Raw genomic sequence first — 20,230 nt, 5'->3', positions numbered from 1 at the left:
ATTTTGGTTCCTAGAACCTTTAACAAATTGGAATGAGAGATAATAACGGTCTAAAGCTGGAGGATGAAAGGTATAAAGAAATATATGGTGGAGCTCCTTATCAAGCACTTATATTGCAATAATAGAGTGCTTGTTTTTATTTAATAAATATGTGCTGAAATAATTGAAATAAATAGAAATAATGCTATAATTTACTTATGCCTTTATTGCATAAGGTTTTGATTATACAAAAACCCCGTATTTTTAAGGGGTGTGGCGTTTCACAAATGTCTACCCTACTGATTATAATGAAGTTATGAACTTGTGAAGAAAGCTTTTGCTACGTCAACCGTTGTTTATTAGTTCATGATTTTATGGGTCAGGTTGACATGTATAAAAAGTGTGATTTTATTTTTCATGAAGAAACTGAGCATAAAGTCGTTATGCGAAAACATTTGAACTAATTAATTGCGCCCAATAAGCATAATATGAAGCAATCAAACTCCAATTTGTTGGGTAGTTTTGGACTGCGGATTATTTATAAAATACGAAAGTGAGGAAATTAATGTGATGAGAAATCCTGAGCAAACGATAGGAAATCTGATTGATAAAACAAATCTTACAATAGTTAGCTATACGGATTATGATGGATTCCCGATAAGCAAGGCAATGCTTGCGCCGAGAGAACGAGAAGGGATAAAAACATTCTGGTTTTCTACAAATACATCATCCAACAAAGTAAGGTGTTTAATAAACAATTCAAAGGCCAGTATATATTTTGTTGATAAACGCTTTTTTAGAGGGGTAAGCCTTTTAGGCAAGGTTGAGGTTTTAGAAACACCAGAAGCCAAAGAAAGAATTTGGCGTGATGGCGATACCATGTATTATCACGAAGGAGTAACTGATTCTGACTATTGTGTATTGAAATTCACTGCGACTAAAGGAAGGTATTATAGTAATTTTAAATCAGAAGATTTTGATATTTAACCTAAGTTTCATAAAAATCCACTAACAAAAGGACTTGTGGCACGTGTTAATGGAATTAAAACTCACAGACAGCAATTATGAGAGAACTTATTAAATTAGAGGTGCATAATGAAATTACCACTTTGTATTGCTTTAGCTCCATGCAGAGTCTGATATAGGACGGAGGGTGCATGGAGCGGTAGATCTACCGTCCTAAATAAGACTTTGCATTACTTAATTGAAATAAAATATTAAGGAGCAAAGTCATGAAACAATTATATAAAAATAAGGAATTAAGAAGTTTTTTGATTCTTTGGTGCAGTCAGGCAGTTTCTTCTTTTGGTACTGCTATGACTAATTTTGCGCTCATAATCTGGGCTTACAAACAACAAGGAACGGTATCGAGTATAACGCTGCTTTCTGTGTGTTCGTATTTACCGTCCATTTTATTTTGCTTTTTGGCTGGAACCTTGGCAGATAGGTGGAACAAAAAGAAAATAATGCTAATATGTGATTTTATTGCAGCATTGGGTACATTTACAGTTTTCATACTGTATATCACAGGCAGTTTAAGAATTTGCCATTTGTATGTAATTAATTTTTCTCTAAGCTTTATGAATGCTTTTCAAAATCCAGCTACATATGTAGCGGTATCACTTATTACTCCAAAGGAGTATTTTATTCGAGTAAGCGGGTTGCAAGCATTCTCTAATTCGCTGGTTACTATTATAACTCCTGCAGTTGCTACAGCAGTTCTTGCTTTTGGAGGAATCAGAATGATTTTGATGATTGATTTATTTACATTTGCAATTGCATTTACTGCTTTATTATTTTTTATTAAAATTCCAGTTATGACTGAAGACAGTAACAATAAGAAAGAATCATTTTTAAAAAACTGCTGTGCCGGGTTAAGTTTTTTAAGAAAACACACTCCTATATGGAAAATGATACTTTTCTTTTCATTTATAAATTTATTGGCATCCATGGCGGGAAACAGCATAATGCCTGCAATGGTACTTGCAAGAACAGGCGACAATCAAATTGCACTTGGTATGGTGTCTTCCTCTATAGGAATCGGTGCACTTGTGGGAAGTATATTAGTTACAGCGGTAAAACCTTTCAAAAGTAAAACTAAAGTAATTTTTATATCCTGTGCTGTTTCATTTTTATTGTGTGATATTCTATGGGGTATTGGTCAGAATGTTGCAATATGGATGTTTGCCGCTTTTGCAGGAAATTTACCACTGCCATTTTTGAGTGCAAATCTTACAACCATTATGCGTATGAAAGTACCAATTGAAATGCAGGGACGAGTATTTTCTACCCGAGATACTTTTCAATATATCACCATTCCTGTTGGGCTTTTTCTAGGAGGGTACCTGGCAGACAATATTTTTGAACCATTTATGCTGAATATATCTCCCATTCAACAGATGCTTTCAAAGCTTGTGGGAACGGGAAGAGGGTCTGGTATGGCAGTAATTTATTTGATTACAGGAACAATAGGCTTTTTGGTGAGTTTATGGAGTGCTAAAGATCCCACTTATAAAAGTTTAGACTGATAGGAATCAAAAACCGTATTTATTACCGATGTGCAAATCCGTAGATGTAATATCTACGGATTTGCAGAATTTAACTGCTTCTATTGTATAGATAGGAATTTGTAGAGAAGATATTTACTTACGATATTGTAGTGATTGATTAATTTATTAAATCCAATTTGTTGTGAAGTGTATCTTAAACATATGTAAATAAGATATGATATTATTCAGGAAGCTGAATTTATAATAGACTTAAATTATTGGAACGAGGAATAACTATGTATGAGAATATTTTAGATTGTTTGAAAAATAAACCTCAACTATACGAGCCGAGCACAGCTCCATTTTGGGATGATGAAAATATTTCTAGGTATATGCTTGATGCTCACTTGAATCCAAGTGTAGAAGCCGCTTCCAGACAATTGGATTTTATAAAAGAGTCTGTTGAATGGATTAGCTCTATGTTTAAAATAACATCAGGAAAAAAATTATTGGACTTAGGATGCGGTCCTGGTATTTATGCTGAATTGTTCGCAGAAAAGGGATTTGAGGTAACAGGAATTGACTTTTCAAAAAGATCAATCGAATATGCAATAGCAAATGCAGGTTTGAATGGGAAAAATATAGATTACATTTATAAAAATTATTTGGATATTGATTATCGTAACGAATTTGATTTGATAACATTGATTTACTGCGATTTCGGAGTGTTATCACCAAATGAAAGAACAACTGTTTTATGCAAAATTATGAATGCATTAAAACCAGGTGGTATTTTAATATTGGACGGGTTTACAAATAACCAGCTTTCTGATGTGCCCGAAAAACAGGATTTATATTATGCAGATGCTGGTTTCTGGTGCTCGAAACCGCATGTGTGTATACAGCGAAATTATCATTATATTGAAACGAAAAATTATCTTGAACAGTATTTAATTATAAAGGAAGATAGCTGTGACTGTTATAATATTTGGAATCAGCTTTTTACGATGGAATCTCTTTTAGATGAGATTAAGTCGGCTGGTTTTGAAAATATAACATTTTATGATGATGTTTGCGGAAAAAAGCTCTCTGATAAATCAAAGACTATATGTGCAGTGGCGCAAAAATAGTCTTTGTGATAAGAAATTGTTATCAATAAATACAACAGGAGGGGGATAGTATGAAAGACAGGATCAAGGAAGTTTTTATTAATCTGTCCCATGGCCTTTGGCAAAAATAAAAGATAATAAATATTTGAAAAAACGCTCCTGGTGAAAGGAGTGTTTTTCTTTTGGGTACAAGCGACTAATTAGTAGAAATTTGTAGAAAAAGGCGGAAACTAGTGAATTGAATATGAAAATTCCTGATGATAAAATTAATTAAGCCATGGGCTGAAAAAATATTTTTATACAGATGATTAAATTTGAACGGAGGTGGTATGAATTAATTAATTGTATCTGCTGACAGAATAACTTTTCATAAAAGTACCATTTCTAAAAACAGGAGGGTCACAAATGAAGTTTAAACAATTCTGTACACTGGCACTGGCAGTTGCCATGACAATCAGCATGTCTTCGGCTGCGTACGCATCTTCTTCAATCGGATTGGACGAAATAAGCAAGGTTCAAAAAAAGGACAACCTGCCGGACCCTTTTACAACCAGGCAGCTTGAATTAAAGGAACGTGCCATTAAAGCCAAGCTGAATGGAAAAGCTGCGGGCAAAGTCCATGAAGTTGCTAAAGGCGAATATGTGGAGCTGAAGAGGGAAGGCGACGGAGCAATATGGACGGTACTGGGTGAATTTAAGGATTTGCCTCACAACAGCCTGCAGGAGCCTGATCGAACCATTGACAATACTACTATCTGGGAATCTGACTTTAGCAGGGATTATTATGTGGATCTTCTTTTCAGCGAGGAGCCCGGCGCCAATTCCATGCGCAACTTCTACAAGGAGCAGTCTTCTGGGCGCTATGCTGTTCATGGGGATGTTACTGACTGGATTATGGTTCCCAACAAGGCATCCGACTACAATGACAGCCCTGATTCAAATGTCTGGAAGTTTCTTGTGGATTCTGTAAACGGCTGGTACAATCAGCAGCTGGCATCTGGTAAGACAGTAGAACAAATAAATGCATACCTGAAGGATTTCGACGTAAAGGACCGCTACGACTACGACAATGACGGTAATTTTGACGAGCCTGACGGTTACATAGACACGTTCCAGTCTGTTCACGCCGGTGAAGGAGAGGAAGCCGGAGGAGGAAAACTGGGCAGCAAGGCTATATGGAGCCACAGCTGGTACGCGTATTCCAACTTGGAGGGAATTGCCGGACCTGCAAATAACATGCTGGGAGGATTTCAGATCGGAAAAAGCGACTTCTGGATAGGCAAGTACACCATTCAGCCTGAAAACGGCGGAGTAGGAGTTTTTACACACGAATACGCACACGACATGGGTCTTCCTGATCTTTACGATTACTACGGAGAAAACGGATGGGGATTTTGGACGCTTATGGCATCAGGTTCATGGCTAAGCGACGGAACTTCTGATATAGGTTCAAAGCCCAGCCACATGGGAGCATGGGAAAAGCTGCAGCTGGGCTGGCTCAATTATGACGTGGCATCAGCCGGCAGGACATCCAAATATACATTGGGACCCATGGAGTTCAACACGAAACAAACCCAGGGCCTCATTGTTAAGCTTCCGGAAAAAACCGTGACAATGAATATAGGGACACCGTCTGCAGGAAGCATGTTCTATTACGGAGGCTCCGGCGACGACCTTGACAACTTGATGTATAAGTCCTTTGCCATAAACAGCGGAGATAAGCTCGCAGCTATGGTTAATTACCAGATTGAGCTTGACTGGGACTATGCGTACCTGGTTGCTTCAACAGACGGTACAAACTGGGAAGCCATTACTACAAATAAGTCCACCACCACCAATCCAAACGGACAAAACAAAGGTTACGGCATCACAGGAGATTCCGGTGGCTGGACTCTCTTGACTGCAGACCTTTCAAAATATGCAGGGCAGACGGTTCAGATAGGTTTTAGATACTGGACAGACGGCGCGACTCATGAAAAAGGAATCTTGATTGATGAAATACAGGTAGGCGGTAATGCTGCTGACGGAGCAGAAGTTGAAGAAGGATGGACCATGGGAGGTTTCATCAGGACAGCAGGAACGGAAGAATCTCTGTTTGCCCATTACTACATAGCAGAATACAGGACATATGAAGGTTATGATTCAACTTTGCAGGTCGGACCCTACTACTTCGGATACAACAAGAAGCTTTCCAACTATGTGGACCGCTTCGCTTATCAGGATGGACTATTGATAAGCTACTGGGATACATCTCAGACAGACAACGACACCGGTCTGCATCCGGGTAAGGGACTGATTCTGCCCATAGATGCCAACTATACTCCTCTTAAGCGCATAGACGGTTTAGTATGGCGAAACCGAGTGCAGTCGTACGACGCAACATTTTCGCTGCAGGATACAGATGGTATCCCCAATATCCACGTGAACGGTGTTCTGTCACCTGTAGGCAAGCTTCCAGCAGTTAAAATGTTTGACGACAACACGAGGTATTACGACATCGCTAATCCTCTTGGTAGTGTCATGAATCCTTCAACGGGAACAAGGATATCCGTCATTGAAGAATTGAAAACTCAGTTCCCGTACATTACCATTGAGGTAAGTGCTCCGAAATATTAGTGATAATAGTGCTAAGAAAAGCCGGAATCTCCGGCTTTTCTTAAACTGAAACAGCTTTGCATGGAAACGGAAACTTTAACAAACAAATGAAATATTTAAATAAAAACTTCAAAGTCGTTAAAATTTATGATATAATTCTTGAAAATTAACCGGCAGCAATTTATATTTAATTATATAAATAATTTTATTCTTAATTAATCGTTTTTTAATCAATTTAAATAATTGTGAGGAGGTCTTTTCATATGGAAATAACCATGGAATTGAGAAAATTCGTAGCGCCGGAGATTATTACCGGTATTGATGCAAGACTAATGATCGGTAGATACATTCTTCATTTTGCTTCAAAAAAGCCAATGGTTGTAACAAACAAGGATTTGCTTTCTTTTCCGTGGTTTACTGACATCATGGAAGAGATACACAAATGCGCTGCGGACTGCTGTGTGTTTAATCAGGTGACGTCAAACCCCAGGGATTACGAAGTCATGCAGGGAGCCGAAAAGTTTGTTTCGGAAAAGTGTGACCTTATAATCGCCGTTGGAGGAGGCAGTGCCATTGATTGTGCCAAGGGTATCAGCATTGTTTCAGCCAACGGCGGAAGTATTCTGGAGTACGAAGGTGTGGATGAAATAAATCTTCCGGGACCTCCGCTCATCTGCATACCTACAACATCGGGAGCATCGGCAGACGTGTCGCAGTTTGCAATCATATGCGATTCGGCCAACAAAGTTAAGAAGGCAATCATCAGCAAGAAGGTTGTGCCGGATCTGGCGCTCCTTGATACAGTACCTCTCATGACAATGAGTCCTTTCATGACGGCCTGCACGGGAATGGATGCCCTTACCCATGCCATTGAGGCGTATGTGTCAAATGCTCACTCAGACCTTGCAAATGTTCATGCCCTCGAAGCCATGCGCTTAATAGGGGAAAACATAGAGAATGCTGTGAAGACTGACAGAAAAATCGAGACCATGTACAAGATGATGCTTGGTTCGCTCCATGCAGGTCTTGCTTTTTCCAATGCGAGCCTTGGCCTCGTGCACGCTATGGCCCACAGCATGGGCGGTCTGCTGGATTTGCCTCACGGGGAATGCAACAGCGTCTTGCTTGAACATGTTATCAGATTGAATTTTGATTCGATACCTGAACTGTTTACGGATGTAGCCAAAAGTATGAACATAGAAACAAGCGGGTTAAGCCAGGAGCAGGTAAAGATCCGTCTGATTGAAAAGATCCGCTCATTGCGGATCAGCCTTGGAATAGATGGGTATAAAGAAATTGAACAAATGAACGATGAAATACTGGATAAACTGTCGGAAGATGCAATGGATGATCCGTGCATCGTGACAAATCCTAAAAATGTAACGAAAGAAGATATAGTTGCTATTTTTGGAAGTGTGCTGAAGGAGAAGTGTACAAATGATTGATGTACGGTTTCAGCAATTTACTCCAGCGTGGACAACAGCGGTGATTTTATGATGGAAGCTTATGACAAGAAGACTAAAAAACGATTCAGCCGAGACTCAATAATCGGTTTAGGGGAGGATTCGTTTCGTAAAAACTACTACCCGGAACTTCAGGATAAAATACATGACCTGGAAAAAACAAATGCTCGCAACAGAGCAATTATTTCAACAATCCCGGATATTCTGCTGGTCAGCGATTCGGAAGGAAACATCACTCCGTTTACCATAGCTGCCAAAGCAGAAGACGATATGCTGAGCCGTTTTCTGAACAATCAGGAAATAATGGAGACACTGAGCCGGGCGGCCAGGCAGGTGCAGCAGGTAGGGTCCTTTTACATAGAAGAACTGAAAATAAAAATCAGCGACCAGTCTTACTATTTTGAAGCGCGTTTTCATCAGACGGAAAGCAATGAAGTCCTCATTATGCTGCGAAACATGACAGAGCGAATTCTTATGGAGCACAGACTAAGAGACATGGTGGAAAGGGACAACCTGACTAACCTTTACAACCGCAGAAGCTTTGAAGAAACCATGCGCAGGTTCAGCGGTAAGGATGCTGAAAAAATTGCAGTAATCTCAATTGATTTAAACGGCCTTAAATTTATTAATGATACACTGGGACATCTGGCAGGGGACAGGATAATTGTAGACGTTGCAATGCTCATAAACGAAGTGTTTGGTCAGCACGGGCATCTATCCCGAATAGGTGGTGACGAATTCGGGGTCATACTTGAAAAGACAGAAGAATCACAGATTGAGAGGATGCTGAACAATCTTACGCAGAGAGTTGAACGGTACAATCTGTCGGCTCCGAACGGAAGCATGTCAGTGGCTTACGGGTATGCATACCACAGGTCGGGGCTGGTCAATATGGAATACCTTTTTCAGGTGGCTGATAACAACATGTATCAGAACAAGCTGTTGAAAAAGGAAAGCACGAGAGGAACTTTTGTAAAAACGCTTATGAAGGCACTGGAAGCGAAGGATTACGTGTCTGAAGGCCATGTGATACGAATGGAACAGCTGGCAGTGCATATAGGAGAGGCTTTGTCACTTCATCAGGACCAGATGGACCGTCTGGTTTTGCTGACGAAGTTTCACGATATAGGAAAGATTGGAATACCGGACAGCATTTTGAAAAAGCCTGCAAAACTTATGGATGATGAATGGAATGTCATGAAGACACATACGTCCATAGGTGAAAGAATTGCCTTGGAATCCATGGAAATAAAGGATATTGCACCTTTAATACTCCATCATCATGAAAGGTGGAACGGAACCGGTTATCCTTCAGGTCTGGCATATGAAGACATACCGATCGAGTGCAGAATTCTTGCCATAGTTGACAGCTTTGACGCCATGACAAACGACAGGCCGTACCACAAGGCCATGAGTGCTTCTGAAGCCACCAGAGAAATCGTATCATGCAGCGGAACGTTTTATGATCCTAATCTTGTTGATATATTCTACAGGATACAAAGCGAACTGCAGTTGATTTGACAAATAAATTATGAAAATATTGCATTTGCTGTTTATCTACATCATATCTACATATAATTCATATAAAATCTGTTTGAAACTACCGACAAGGAGATAAATTATGAAGAAAATGAAGAAAACAGCAACATTGCTTATGCTTCTAATACTTATTCCTGTACTGGCAGCCTGCCAGCGTTCAAAGACAGGAAATGAAGATGCTGATAATGCATTGAAATCATTCAGTGCCATACTTAAGGCGTATCCGTCTGCAAAGGGTTATCACGAAGCGCTGAATCACTGGGGATTCGCACTTCCTTCCGGTGAAAAATTTGAGTGGAGCAGCGATATGTCGGCTAACAAGGCAGACTTTGCAATGGTTATGCTTGCTGATCCTCTGGTTGATGCAGGACTTGACATTGAAAAGCTTGATGAAAATGAATGGCTCTATGAGCCGGCAGGCAAGGATGATATGGGAGAAAATCTTCCAAACCGCCTGATACTGCCTTTCAATGTTAGCGACAAAAAAGTAAAAACTGACGGCTCTGAGGATTCCATGATGAAAATATTAAAGGAAAATTCAAGCCTCATTAAGTATCATGAGGAACAAAACCACTACAGACTTCTGCTGAGCGAAGGCAATGAGGTGCAGTGGACAGAAGAGCTGGGTAAGAACGATTCAGACATGATTTTCGTTCTGAAGGCACAGCCTCTGATTGATGCAGGGCTTGATATCGACAAGCTTGAAGGAACAGGATGGACTTTCAGGGAAGCTGGCAGCGAACCAGGAATGGGAGATAATCCTGACCAGATCGTAAAAACATTTGATATAAAACAGTAAGCCGGATATTCCGGCTTTTTTTATTGCATACAAAAGCTTTTTAGTGTATTTTATTATTAGACTACAAAGGAAGATAAAGGAAGGGGAATGTATTATGGAAAGATGTCCGTGGTGTCTGGGAAATGAAATATACATGAAGTACCATGATGAAGAGTGGGGAGTGCCTGTCCACGTTGACAGAAAGCACTTTGAATTTCTGGTGCTGGAATCGGCACAGGCTGGCCTTAACTGGCTGACCATATTGAAGAAAAGAGAAAACTACCGCGAAGCTTACGATAACTTTGATTTCGAAAAAGTAGCCCTATACGATGAAAGCAAGGTGGAGGAGCTGATGCAGAACTCCGGCATAATCAGAAACAGACGCAAAATAGAAGCTTCAATCAACAATGCCAGATGTTTTATTAATGTCCGAAAAGAATTCGGAAGCTTCGACAGCTACATATGGAGCTTTGTTGACAACAAGCCTGTGGTTACACACTGGGATGACATTTCGCAGGTGCCTGCATCAACACAGCTTTCCGATACCGTAAGCAGGGATTTGAAAAAAAGAGGCTTCAAGTTTTTGGGAACAGTCATAGTCTACTCACACCTGCAGGCCACCGGCCTCATAAACGACCATTTATCTTCGTGCTTCAGGTCTTTGGGGCAGGTTGGAAAGTAATTGTTTCGTGAAAGTTTAATTTATGGGCGCCAACCTACAGCACATTTTATAATTTAGAATTATTTTCAAGATGCTATTGATTTTTTGCAAAATATGCCGAATAACATTATGTTTGATTAACAATCATAGGCAACTGCTTAAAAAATTGTAGGAGAGACTGTATGAAGAAAATTGAAGTGAAAGGTATTAAAATTAACAGCATCAGGTCAAAGATTATTTTGATTGTATTAACCACCGTAGTTTTTTTAAGCGTTACCTTAGGTGTAATAAGCTGCTTGCTGATTTATGAAACGGTTGAAAAATCGCTTTCAGTTACCATGATTGCAGCAGCCGGTATAGCATCAGACAGGGTGGAGGCTGAACTTGAAAGCTACAGAAATATTGCTTCCGAGACAGGAATGATAAGTAAGCTGTCTGACGAAAAAACAGATAAGGATACGAAGCAGGACATCATGAGTTCCAGGGTTGCAAATTACGGGCTGCAGGATATGTACCTTATCGGCAGCGATGGTCTTGCCATGGACGGCAGTGACAGCTCAAACAAGGATTATTTCAAGGCAGCCATGGCTGGAGAAACATACATCAGCGATCCTGTCATTGACAATGAAAATGGCATATACAGGATTTTCATTTCTGCACCGATTTGGAAAGACGGAATTGAAGGCGGTGAAGTTGTCGGTGTTGTCTGCATAGTGCCGCGAAAGAGCTTCCTGAATGAAATCGTTTCATCCATTGCTGTTGGAAACAGCGATTCTGCATACATTCTGGACAGCAGCGGATTGACGATTGCATACGGTGAAGAAGGGTATGTGGGAGTCGAAAATGCTCAGGAACTGGCTAAGACTGACAAAAGCTTCGAGGAGCTGGCCGCTGTGGAAAAAAGAATGATAGATGGGGAAACAGGTTTCGGTAGCTACTCGTACGAAGGAGATATGGAATACAGTGCGTTTTCACCCATTGAAGGAACAAACGGCTGGAGCATTTCCATATCAGCTTACCAGGAAGAGTTTCTTAGCGGAGTGTACAAGTCTGTTGAGTTTATTGCAGCAGCCTGCATTATGTTTATTATCCTTGGTATCGGAGTGTCTTTATGGCTATCAAAGAAAATATCAGATCCCATAAAGGCATGTGCACGAAGGCTTGATCTGATGTCTCACGGGGACTTGACATCGGAAGTGCCTAAATCCGTTTCAAATGATGAAACTTCAATACTGCTTAACAGCCTCAGCGCCACTATTTTCAAAATTAACATGGCCATTGAGGATGTTGCATTTCATTTGGGACAAATAGAGCAGGGGAACCTTTCCCATGATTTTCAAAATGAATATGAGGGCGATTTTTCAAAGCTTAAAATGTCAACTGAAGGAATTATGGCGTACCTGAATGAGGATATTGCTAAAATTAGCGAGACGTCAGGTCAGGTATCATCCGGTTCCGAACAGGTTGCGGGAGGAGCGCAGGTTCTTTCGCAGGGTACGGCGGAACAGGCCAGCTCCGTAGAAGAACTTTCGGCAACCATGAGCGAAATTTCGGACAATGTGAGCAGCAACGCTCAAAATTCAGAATTTGTAAGGATACAAACAGAAGAACTGAGAAATGAAATAATGAGCAGCAGTAACAAGATGCGTGAGATGGTTGAAGCAATGTCAAGAATAAATAATTCATCCAACAAGATCGGTAAAATCATTAAGGAAATTGAAGACATTGCATTCCAGACAAATATCCTGGCATTGAATGCAGCCATAGAAGCTGCCAGGGCAGGGGAGGCAGGAAAGGGATTTTCCGTCGTAGCTGACGAGGTTGGAAACCTTGCTTCAAAAAGTTCATCTTCTGCAAATGACACTACCATTCTCATTCAGGATTCATTGTCTGCAGTGAAGGATGGCATGAAAATAGCCGACGAAACAATGGAAACGCTTATGACATTGGTAAAGAACTCCGAAAATTTCATAAGAGCTGTAGAAGAAATTGTAAGGTCCACAGAGGAACAGGCTGTTTCCATAAAGCAGGCTGCAACAGGTATCGAACAGATTTCATCTGTCGTACAGACCAATTCGGCAACAGCTGAAGAAAGCGCGGCAGCCAGTCAGGAACTATCCATGCAGGCAAGGCTCCTGCAGGAACTTGTAGGCAAGTATGTTTTGAAGGAAAGAAGTTCAGTTATATAAGTTTAACGGGCATTCGCTGCGGCGAATGCCCGTTTTCAACTAATTGCAGCCTGTTCATCCTGAATCAGTCTTCACCAGCTGCACAGGAGATGCATATGCCTGATGTCAGCCATCATGCTCTCCCGATTATCTTCTCTGATTGTCGTTGTTGTTCTGATCGTTTCTCAAATTGTCTCTGTTGTTATTTCTGTTGTTATTATTGTTGTTGTTGTTTCTTTCGTTGTTATTGTTGTTTCTGTTCTTGTCGTTGTTGTTATTGTTATTGTTATTGTTTCTTGAATCATTGTTGTTTCTTAGATCGTTTCTGTTGTTATTTCTTTCGTTGTTTTTATTATCCATGTTTTTCACCTCCCGACATAAAGTATTTGCAGATTTTAGCCAGATATTCACAATAATTAATCTAAAATTGCCAGTATAAGGCTTAATAAAAAATGTAAAAGGAAAAATACTATATTATTAAAAAAATAAAGAGGTAATCATGCTGCTAATAAAAAACGGTAAAATCCTGACTATGGCCGGAGTCAGTTACGAAAACGGCTGTATATTGATCAACAATGGGAAAATAGTAAAAGTTTCTGAAGAAATAAGCGAAATGGAATGCGGCGCCTCAGAAGTGATTGATGCCTCAGGACTTCTGGTCTTGCCGGGACTCATAGAAGCTCACTGCCACATAGGCATAACTGAAGAAAAAAAGGGGTTTGAAGGAGATGACTGCAATGAGATGGTGGAACCTGTAACACCTTACATCAGGGCTATGGATGGAATCAACCCCATGGATTCGGCATTTCACAACGCGGTTTGTTCGGGAATAACATCGGTTATGGTAGGACCAGGAAGTTCCAATGTGGTTGGAGGACAATTTGCATTCATAAAGACGGACGGCAGGAACATAGAAGACATGGCAGTTCTTGTCCCTGCTGCAATGAAGATTGCCTTTGGTGAGAACCCGAAGACAAATTACAATGACATGGAAAAGATGCCCACAACAAGAATGTCCATTGCAGGGATGCTTCGGGAGGAACTTTTCAAGGCTTTTCAGTATAAAAAGGAAAAGGAAAGAAACAAGGAAGATTTTGTACCGGACTTCCGCAAGGAATGCTGGCTGCCGGTACTGAATGGAGAAATACCTTTGAAGGCGCATGTCCACCGGACAGACGATATACTCACAGCTATAAGGATTGCAAATGAATTCGGTCTGAAGATAACGCTTGATCACTGCACGGAAGGCCATCTGGTGGCTGATGAAATAAAAAAATCGGGGTTTCCAGCCATAGTGGGTCCGTCTCTGGCTTCGAGAAACAAAATAGAGGTGCAGAACATGGATTTCAAGACGGCAGGAATATTGAACAAAAAAGGGATAAAGGTTGCCATTACCACAGACCACCCTGTAACAAGAATTCAGTACCTGCCCATCTGTGCAGGTTTCGCAGCCAAGGAAGGCCTGGGCATAGAGGAAGGGCTGAAATCCATCACAATAAATGCAGCCGAAATATGCAACGTTTCTCACAGGGTTGGAAGTATAAGCGAAGGAAAGGATGCTGACATAGCCATATTTGACGGCAATCCCATGGAAACATTCACGAACTGCATCTACACCATAATTAACGGGCGTGTGCTCTACGACCGATTCAGGGATTCAGAAAAGAATGAAAAGCAACAATAAAAAAACGGCAGAAATTTCTGCCGTTTTTTTTACACTATTAACCTCCTCCAACAGGAGGGAATATTGACAAGTAGTCACCATCTGAAGGAATAGCTTCCATTTTTGAACTTATACCGTTTTTCAACAGTATGGCAACTTCTTCTTCAGCTATTTTCAGGTCTTTCAGAATATCCTTTATGCTGGTGCTTTCGTGGTATTCTTTTTCAAGAACCTTTCCTCTTCCTTCCCTCAGCGTTGCAAAAAGTTTTACGGTTATCTTCATGGCACCACCGTTATTATTCGTCCAACCCCAGAGCTGCAAGCTTATCTAAAGCCGTTACGCCGTATTCGCCCAACCCCAAAGCTGCAAGCTTTTCTAAAGTCGGTACGCCGTCTTCGGCCCATCCTCTTGCTTTGTAATACTGCGGAAGAGTTTCGCTAAGCTTGTTCACGTGTCCCTTGGATGGTCCGGATGCGATTGGATCTTCGAGAAGTCTCTTAGGCAGAGTGTCTTGGGAAGGTTCAATTCCTGCCTTAAGGTTAAACACTTTTTCAAGATTCCATATTCTTTCGCCGTGTGCGATGAAGTCATTGCCTGTTAGCTCAGTTCCGCATACAGCATTGAGCAGGTCTGCATAATCGTCGGCTCCCATAGCGAATGAAGTGAACAGGCAGAGTCCAACTGCATCTATGGCAGCTGTGAAGTCTTGGAATATCTTGGTCCATTCAGCCTTTCCTTCGGTAGCAAACCTGTCAAGGCCCTGTGGCAGGCTCAGAATTTCAGGAGATATCATGTAACCTCTCACGTGGCAGCCTCCTCTGTTGGATGTAGCGTAGTTAAGGCCTATCCCCTGGATGCCTCTTGGGTCGTATGCAGGCATTTCCTGCTTCTTAACACTCATTGAAAGCTCAGGCACTCCGTAGCTTTCGCACAATCTGTACGAGCCTTCCGCCATTTTGGCTCCAAGGCCTTTTCCCTGACCCATTCTCTTGGTCCATTCAACAACAGCTTCGGCATTTCCCCATATAAGTTCAGGACCGCCGTCAAGATCTTCCTTCTTGATGTATCCTTTTTGATAAAGCTCCATGGCAGCCGCTAAGGTTGCAGCAGCAGAAATAGTGTCCAGACCGTATTCATTGCACCAGTAGTTGGCTTTGATTATTTCACCAAGGTCAGAAATTCCGCAGTCGGAACCGAATCCCCAGACTGTTTCATATTCCGGACCTGATCCTTCTATTCCGTCGACCTCGCAGTATCTTCCGCATGCGATTGGACATCTGTAGCACGGATCTTTTTTCTTCATGTATTTTTCAGCCAGTGTTTCGCCGCTGATTTCCTCAGCCTTGTCAAAGTAAGATTCCTGGAAATTGTTTGTGGGCATTGCTCCGTTTTCATTTATGATGTTTACCAGGACAGCAGTGCCGTACGCAGGAAGTCCCTGACCTGTTACTCCGTTTTCTCTTATTTTAGCCATTGATCTTGAGAAAGCTGCTTTCAGGCTCTGCTCATCGTTCACGCTTATTTTTCCTGTTCCACGCACTACGATTGCTTTCAGGTTTTTAAAGCCCATAACTGCTCCGACTCCAGATCTGCCTGCGGCCCTTCCTCTTTCGTTCATTATCCCGGATATTCTGGACAGATTTTCTCCGGCAGGACCAATGGTTGCAACTCTTGCCTTGTTACCGTGAATTTCTTCAAGTGCGGTTGTCGCTTCACCTGCAGTCATTCCCCACAGGAAGGAAGCATCCTTTATTTCTGCTTTTCCGTCAGTAATGTTTAGGTAGACAGGTTCATCAGATTTCCCTTCAACGATTATCGCATCATAACCTGCGAATTTTAACTCCGGTCCCCAGTATCCTCCGGAATTGGAGCAGGCAATTGTTCCTGTAAGTGGAGACTTTGTGATAACCATGTATCTTCCGCTGGTGGGCGTGGCAGTACCCGTCAGTGGTCCTGTGGCAAAAATTAATTTGTTTTCTGCGCTCAGCGGCTCAGTTTTCGGATCTACTTCATCAAAGAAAATTTTAGTTCCCAAGCCTCTTCCGCCTATGAATTTCAAAGCTTCATCAAGATTGAGACTTTCGTTTTTTACTGTTTTTTCATTGAGATTAACTCTAAGGATTGCTCCCTGATAGCCAAAGTAATTTTGCATAAGGTACCTCCAAAATGTATTTGTCAGATATATGCAAGACTCGTACCAACTTTAATCAGTCGGAAAACGTTGATTTTTAGCAAATAAAAAAAACGCTCCTTTCCGGTGTGTCAAAATGGAACGTTTTTGTCAGCTGAAAGCTGTATCGATATGGCACAGTGTTCCTGAATGGAGCAGTGTTCCGTTATATTACATTTATTTCCAGGTCCTTCATCTTTCGATAAAGCGTGTTTCTACCTATGCCCAGAATGTGAGATGTTTGGGTTATGTTGTTGCCTGTTGAATTCAGAACCTTTACAATGTGATCTTTTTCAATTTCCTTGAGACTGAGAAGTTTACCGGCAGATTCGGAAGATTTAATGCTGTTCACCTGTCCGGACTTGCTCTCAAACCCCAGCATGCTGATGTCAGGCACCATTTCCGTGTTGACTGCAAGCTCAATGTAATTTTCAAGCTCCCTGACATTTCCCGGCCAGCTGTATTCCTCCAGCATTGCAATTTTTTCATTGGAGATGTAAACCTTCTTCTTGTTCAGCTTCTTGCTGATTCTTTCCATAAAGTAATCTATGAGAAGACGTATGTCTCCCTTCCTCTCGGAAAGGCTCGGCAGTCTTAGTGGAAGCACGTTGAGCCTGTAGTACAGATCTTTCCTGAAGGTGCCGTTTTCCACTTCCTGCTTAAGATTTTTGTTGGTAGCTGCTATTACGCGAACATCAACAACCTTCTCGCCGGTACCCCCAATCCTGCTGACGGTTCCTTCCTCGATGACCCTTAAGAGCCTGGTTTGCAGGTCCAGCGGCATTTCGCCGATTTCATCAAGGAATATGGTACCTCCGTCGGCTATTTCAAATTTTCCTGGATTGCCGCTTTTTTTGGCTCCGGTGAACGAACCTTCCTCGTATCCGAACAGCTCCGATTCAATAAGGTTTCTGGGTATGGCGCCGCAGTTAAGTGCAACGAACGGACCGTCAGCTCTTTCGGAATGGTTGTGAATGGATTGAGCAAACAATTCCTTGCCGGTTCCGCTTTCTCCCATGATCAGTATGTTGGATCTGCTGTTTGAGATCTTCTTGGCAAAATCTATGACCTGCAGAAAGTCCTTATCTTTGCCCACAATTTTGTCGAATGTGTAAATGGCGTGCCTTCCTGCAATGCTGTCAGCTGATTTTCTGTGTTTTTTCACTTCACTGAACAGAAGAATTACATTTATTGTTTCTCTGTTCTTGTTTTTGACGGGGTAAGCAGCAAGATTAAGCTGTATGCGGTTTTTTCTGGAGGAAACATCCACGTCCCCCTTGAAGGCCGTATCTTCATCAACGACTGTTCTGGAAATGGAAGCCCAGTCCTTTACCAGATCCCTTGCGTTCATGTGAACAAGCTCGTCTTCCCTGTATCCGAACAGTTCCGATGAAAAAGAGTTAGCAGAAAGAACTGTGCCGCTCAGATCAGCTGTCATGATTCCCATGAAAATAGAATCCTGAATGAATTTGTTTCGTTCCTTCTGATTGAGAAGGCTGTTTTTTAGTTTGTTGTTCAAAAGCTCTTTTTCTATTGCCTTTGCACCTGCAACTACCATTCCCAGGGTATGCAGGTGTACGTGTTCGCTGTATCCGGTGAGGTCCAGTGTACCGATGGTTTTTCCTGAATCATCCTTTATGGGACAGCCTGAGCATGTCCATCTGTGATATGCTCTGACGAAGTGTTCATTTCCAGAAATCTGAATGGGATTGTCCTCGACTATGCACGTACCCATGGCGTTTGTTCCGATGTTCTCCTCGTCCATGTACGCTCCGGGTATCATTTTAAAGGAAAAGGCTTCAGTCAGAATTTCTTCGTCTCCTATTACGTTGAGGATACAGCCGCTGCTGTCAGTCAACAGGGAGAAAAAGTTTGAGCCCTTGACGAAATCATAAATCTTGTTCATGATTGGAGCAGCAGCAAGAACCAGTTCACGGTTTTCTTCCATCTTGGCAAAAAGATCTTTTTCATTCAATATTTTCCTTGAATAAACCTGGTTGTAGTCCATGTTGTATTTCTTGCATCTTTCATGGGATTTCCTTATGAACTCCTTATGTCTTACTGAACTTTTTTCAATCATGACAGTCTCCTTTGTACATTATCCATAATAAAATTATTATACTATACTTTGCTGTATATTACATTAAAAAAATAATACGGCAGAGGAGTGGGATACAAAGTTTCCTGTACCGTATTATTCCTGCAGAGATTAAACTGCGCCAAAGGCCGTCATTGCATTGGCAACTCTTATGAAACCGGCTATGTTGGCACCCATCACATAGTTTCCGGGATGTCCGTATTCACTGGCGGCTTTGCTGCTTTCTTCAAATATGTTTGTCATTATTTCCTTAAGCGTGCTGTCAACTTTTTCAAAACTCCACGACAGCCTTGAACTGTTCTGTGCCATTTCAAGAGCCGAAGTGGCCACACCGCCGGCATTTGCTGCCTTTGCCGGTGCCAGCAGCACATTGTTTTCAATGAACAGCTTTATGGCTTCATTGGTAGTGGGCATGTTGGCACCTTCGCCCACAGCTATGCAGCCGTTGGATATAAGGGTGGTGGCTGCTGACAGGTCAATGTCGTTTTGCATTGCACAGGGAAGCGCAATGTCGCACTTTAAGTCCCAGATTCTTTTTCCCTGGAAATATTCTGCATGAGGGTGATATTCCAAATACTTGCTTATTCGTTCCCGCTGTATTTCCTTAATTGCGTGAATTGCTGTGAAGTCAATGCCGTCCTTGTCATAAACATAACCGCCTGAATCACTCATGGCTATAACTTTGGCACCCAGCTCCGAAGCTTTTTTGCAGGCGTACATGGCTACGTTGCCTGAACCGGAAATTACAACTGTTTTTCCTTGGATGGAATGGTTGTGGCTTTTGAGCATTTCATTGACAAAGTACAAAAGGCCGAAACCGGTTGCTTCTTTCCTTGCCAGGGATCCCCCGTAGCTCAGTCCTTTGCCTGTCAGCGTGCCTGCCTCAAAGGTGTTTGATATCCTCTTGTACTGGCCGTAAAGGAATCCTATCTCTCTTTCACCTACACCCATATCTCCTGCGGGAATGTCCACGAACTGACCTATGTGCCTGTAAAGTTCTGTCATAAAGTTCTGGCAAAAGCTCATGATTTCCACGTCCGTCTTGCCTTTAGGATCGAAGTCGGAACCTCCCTTGGCTCCTCCGATGGACAAACCGGTCAGCGCATTCTTGAATGTCTGCTCAAATGCCAAAAATTTAATGATGCTCAGATTCACCGTTGGATGAAATCTCAGGCCGCCCTTGTAAGGGCCGATGGCGCTGCTGTGTTGAATGCGGAAGCCTCTGTTTATCTGAAACTGCCCGTTTCTGTCAATCCATGGAACCCTGAATATTATTTGTCTTTCAGGTTCCACCAGTCTTTCGATTACCTTCAAATCACTGTATGCTTGATTTTTTTCGATAACCGGCTCTATGCTTGTGAGAATTTCCTCAACCGCCTGCTGAAATTCCAGCTCGTTGGGGTTCTTCAATTTTGTTTCATCAAGAATTTTTTGCAGGTATGTCATATTTTCTCCTTTTGGATAAATTTTGAACTAAATAATTTGTGCAATTTAGCAGATAATTAATATGTTCAATA

The 20,230-nt window shown here is 41.7% G+C and carries 15 protein-coding genes; 10 read left to right on the top strand and 5 right to left on the bottom strand.

Annotation, left to right across the window (positions count from 1 at the left end; all coding sequences use genetic code 11):
• Window positions 1-549: 549 nt before the first annotated feature.
• The 9 genes from AAGU76_RS09235 to AAGU76_RS09195 all read left to right on the top strand — a co-directional run bounded on the left by AAGU76_RS09235 (window position 550) and on the right by AAGU76_RS09195 (window position 12,802).
• Entirely contained in the window at window positions 550-966 is a 417-nt protein-coding gene (locus tag AAGU76_RS09235) for a pyridoxamine 5'-phosphate oxidase family protein (RefSeq protein WP_342485710.1), read from the top strand.
• Between the two features lie 245 nt (window positions 967-1,211).
• Window positions 1,212-2,507 carry an MFS transporter gene (locus tag AAGU76_RS09230; RefSeq protein ID WP_342485185.1) on the top strand — a complete coding sequence of 432 codons (1,296 nt, stop codon included), beginning with the start codon at window positions 1,212-1,214 and terminating at the stop codon, window positions 2,505-2,507.
• Window positions 2,508-2,764: 257 nt separating this feature from the next.
• Entirely contained in the window at window positions 2,765-3,598 is an 834-nt protein-coding gene (locus AAGU76_RS09225) for a methyltransferase domain-containing protein (protein ID WP_342485184.1), read from the top strand.
• A gap of 384 nt (window positions 3,599-3,982) precedes the next feature.
• Window positions 3,983-6,193, top strand: a complete 2,211-nt coding sequence (locus tag AAGU76_RS09220) for an immune inhibitor A domain-containing protein (protein WP_342485183.1) — start codon at window positions 3,983-3,985, stop codon at window positions 6,191-6,193.
• A 242-nt stretch (window positions 6,194-6,435) separates the two neighbouring features.
• On the top strand, window positions 6,436-7,617 hold the full coding sequence (locus tag AAGU76_RS09215; protein ID WP_342485182.1) for an iron-containing alcohol dehydrogenase: 1,182 nt from the start codon (window positions 6,436-6,438) through the stop codon (window positions 7,615-7,617).
• Window positions 7,618-7,665: 48 nt separating this feature from the next.
• Window positions 7,666-9,156, top strand: coding sequence for a diguanylate cyclase (locus AAGU76_RS09210; RefSeq protein WP_342485181.1), 1,491 nt, complete (start codon window positions 7,666-7,668; stop codon window positions 9,154-9,156).
• A 100-nt stretch (window positions 9,157-9,256) separates the two neighbouring features.
• Window positions 9,257-9,973, top strand: coding sequence for a hypothetical protein (locus tag AAGU76_RS09205; protein ID WP_342485180.1), 717 nt, complete (start codon window positions 9,257-9,259; stop codon window positions 9,971-9,973).
• A 94-nt stretch (window positions 9,974-10,067) separates the two neighbouring features.
• Window positions 10,068-10,634 (top strand): DNA-3-methyladenine glycosylase I, encoded by a 567-nt coding sequence (locus AAGU76_RS09200; protein ID WP_342485179.1) that lies wholly within the window; start codon window positions 10,068-10,070, stop codon window positions 10,632-10,634.
• Window positions 10,635-10,795: 161 nt separating this feature from the next.
• Complete coding sequence (locus AAGU76_RS09195; protein ID WP_342485178.1) at window positions 10,796-12,802, top strand: methyl-accepting chemotaxis protein; 2,007 nt, start codon at window positions 10,796-10,798, stop codon at window positions 12,800-12,802.
• Window positions 12,803-12,928: 126 nt separating this feature from the next.
• Here AAGU76_RS09195 and AAGU76_RS09190 read toward each other — a convergent pair whose 3' ends face one another.
• A complete protein-coding gene (locus tag AAGU76_RS09190) occupies window positions 12,929-13,141 on the bottom strand; it encodes a hypothetical protein (protein ID WP_342485177.1) in 213 nt (70 codons plus the stop codon).
• A gap of 139 nt (window positions 13,142-13,280) precedes the next feature.
• Here AAGU76_RS09190 and AAGU76_RS09185 point away from each other — a divergent pair, with 139 nt between their 5' ends.
• Window positions 13,281-14,465 (top strand): amidohydrolase, encoded by a 1,185-nt coding sequence (locus AAGU76_RS09185; protein ID WP_342485176.1) that lies wholly within the window; start codon window positions 13,281-13,283, stop codon window positions 14,463-14,465.
• A gap of 37 nt (window positions 14,466-14,502) precedes the next feature.
• Here the strand turns inward: AAGU76_RS09185 and AAGU76_RS09180 are convergent, their stop codons facing one another.
• From AAGU76_RS09180 to gdhA, 4 genes are all read right to left on the bottom strand, one after another.
• Window positions 14,503-14,727, bottom strand: coding sequence for a MoaD/ThiS family protein (locus tag AAGU76_RS09180; RefSeq protein ID WP_342485175.1), 225 nt, complete (start codon window positions 14,725-14,727; stop codon window positions 14,503-14,505).
• 13 nt (window positions 14,728-14,740) lie between these two features.
• Window positions 14,741-16,597 carry an aldehyde ferredoxin oxidoreductase family protein gene (locus AAGU76_RS09175; protein WP_342485174.1) on the bottom strand — a complete coding sequence of 619 codons (1,857 nt, stop codon included), beginning with the start codon at window positions 16,595-16,597 and terminating at the stop codon, window positions 14,741-14,743.
• A 184-nt stretch (window positions 16,598-16,781) separates the two neighbouring features.
• Window positions 16,782-18,695, bottom strand: a complete 1,914-nt coding sequence (locus tag AAGU76_RS09170; protein WP_342485173.1) for a sigma 54-interacting transcriptional regulator — start codon at window positions 18,693-18,695, stop codon at window positions 16,782-16,784.
• Between the two features lie 129 nt (window positions 18,696-18,824).
• On the bottom strand, window positions 18,825-20,159 hold the full coding sequence (gene gdhA / locus AAGU76_RS09165; RefSeq protein WP_342485172.1) for an NADP-specific glutamate dehydrogenase: 1,335 nt from the start codon (window positions 20,157-20,159) through the stop codon (window positions 18,825-18,827).
• Window positions 20,160-20,230: the final 71 nt, after the last annotated feature.

The sequence above is a fragment of the Sedimentibacter sp. genome, from assembly GCF_038562225.1.
In the GTDB taxonomy this organism is placed as follows: Bacteria; Bacillota; Clostridia; order Tissierellales; family Sedimentibacteraceae; genus Sedimentibacter.
This window is presented reverse-complemented; position numbering and strand designations above follow the sequence as displayed.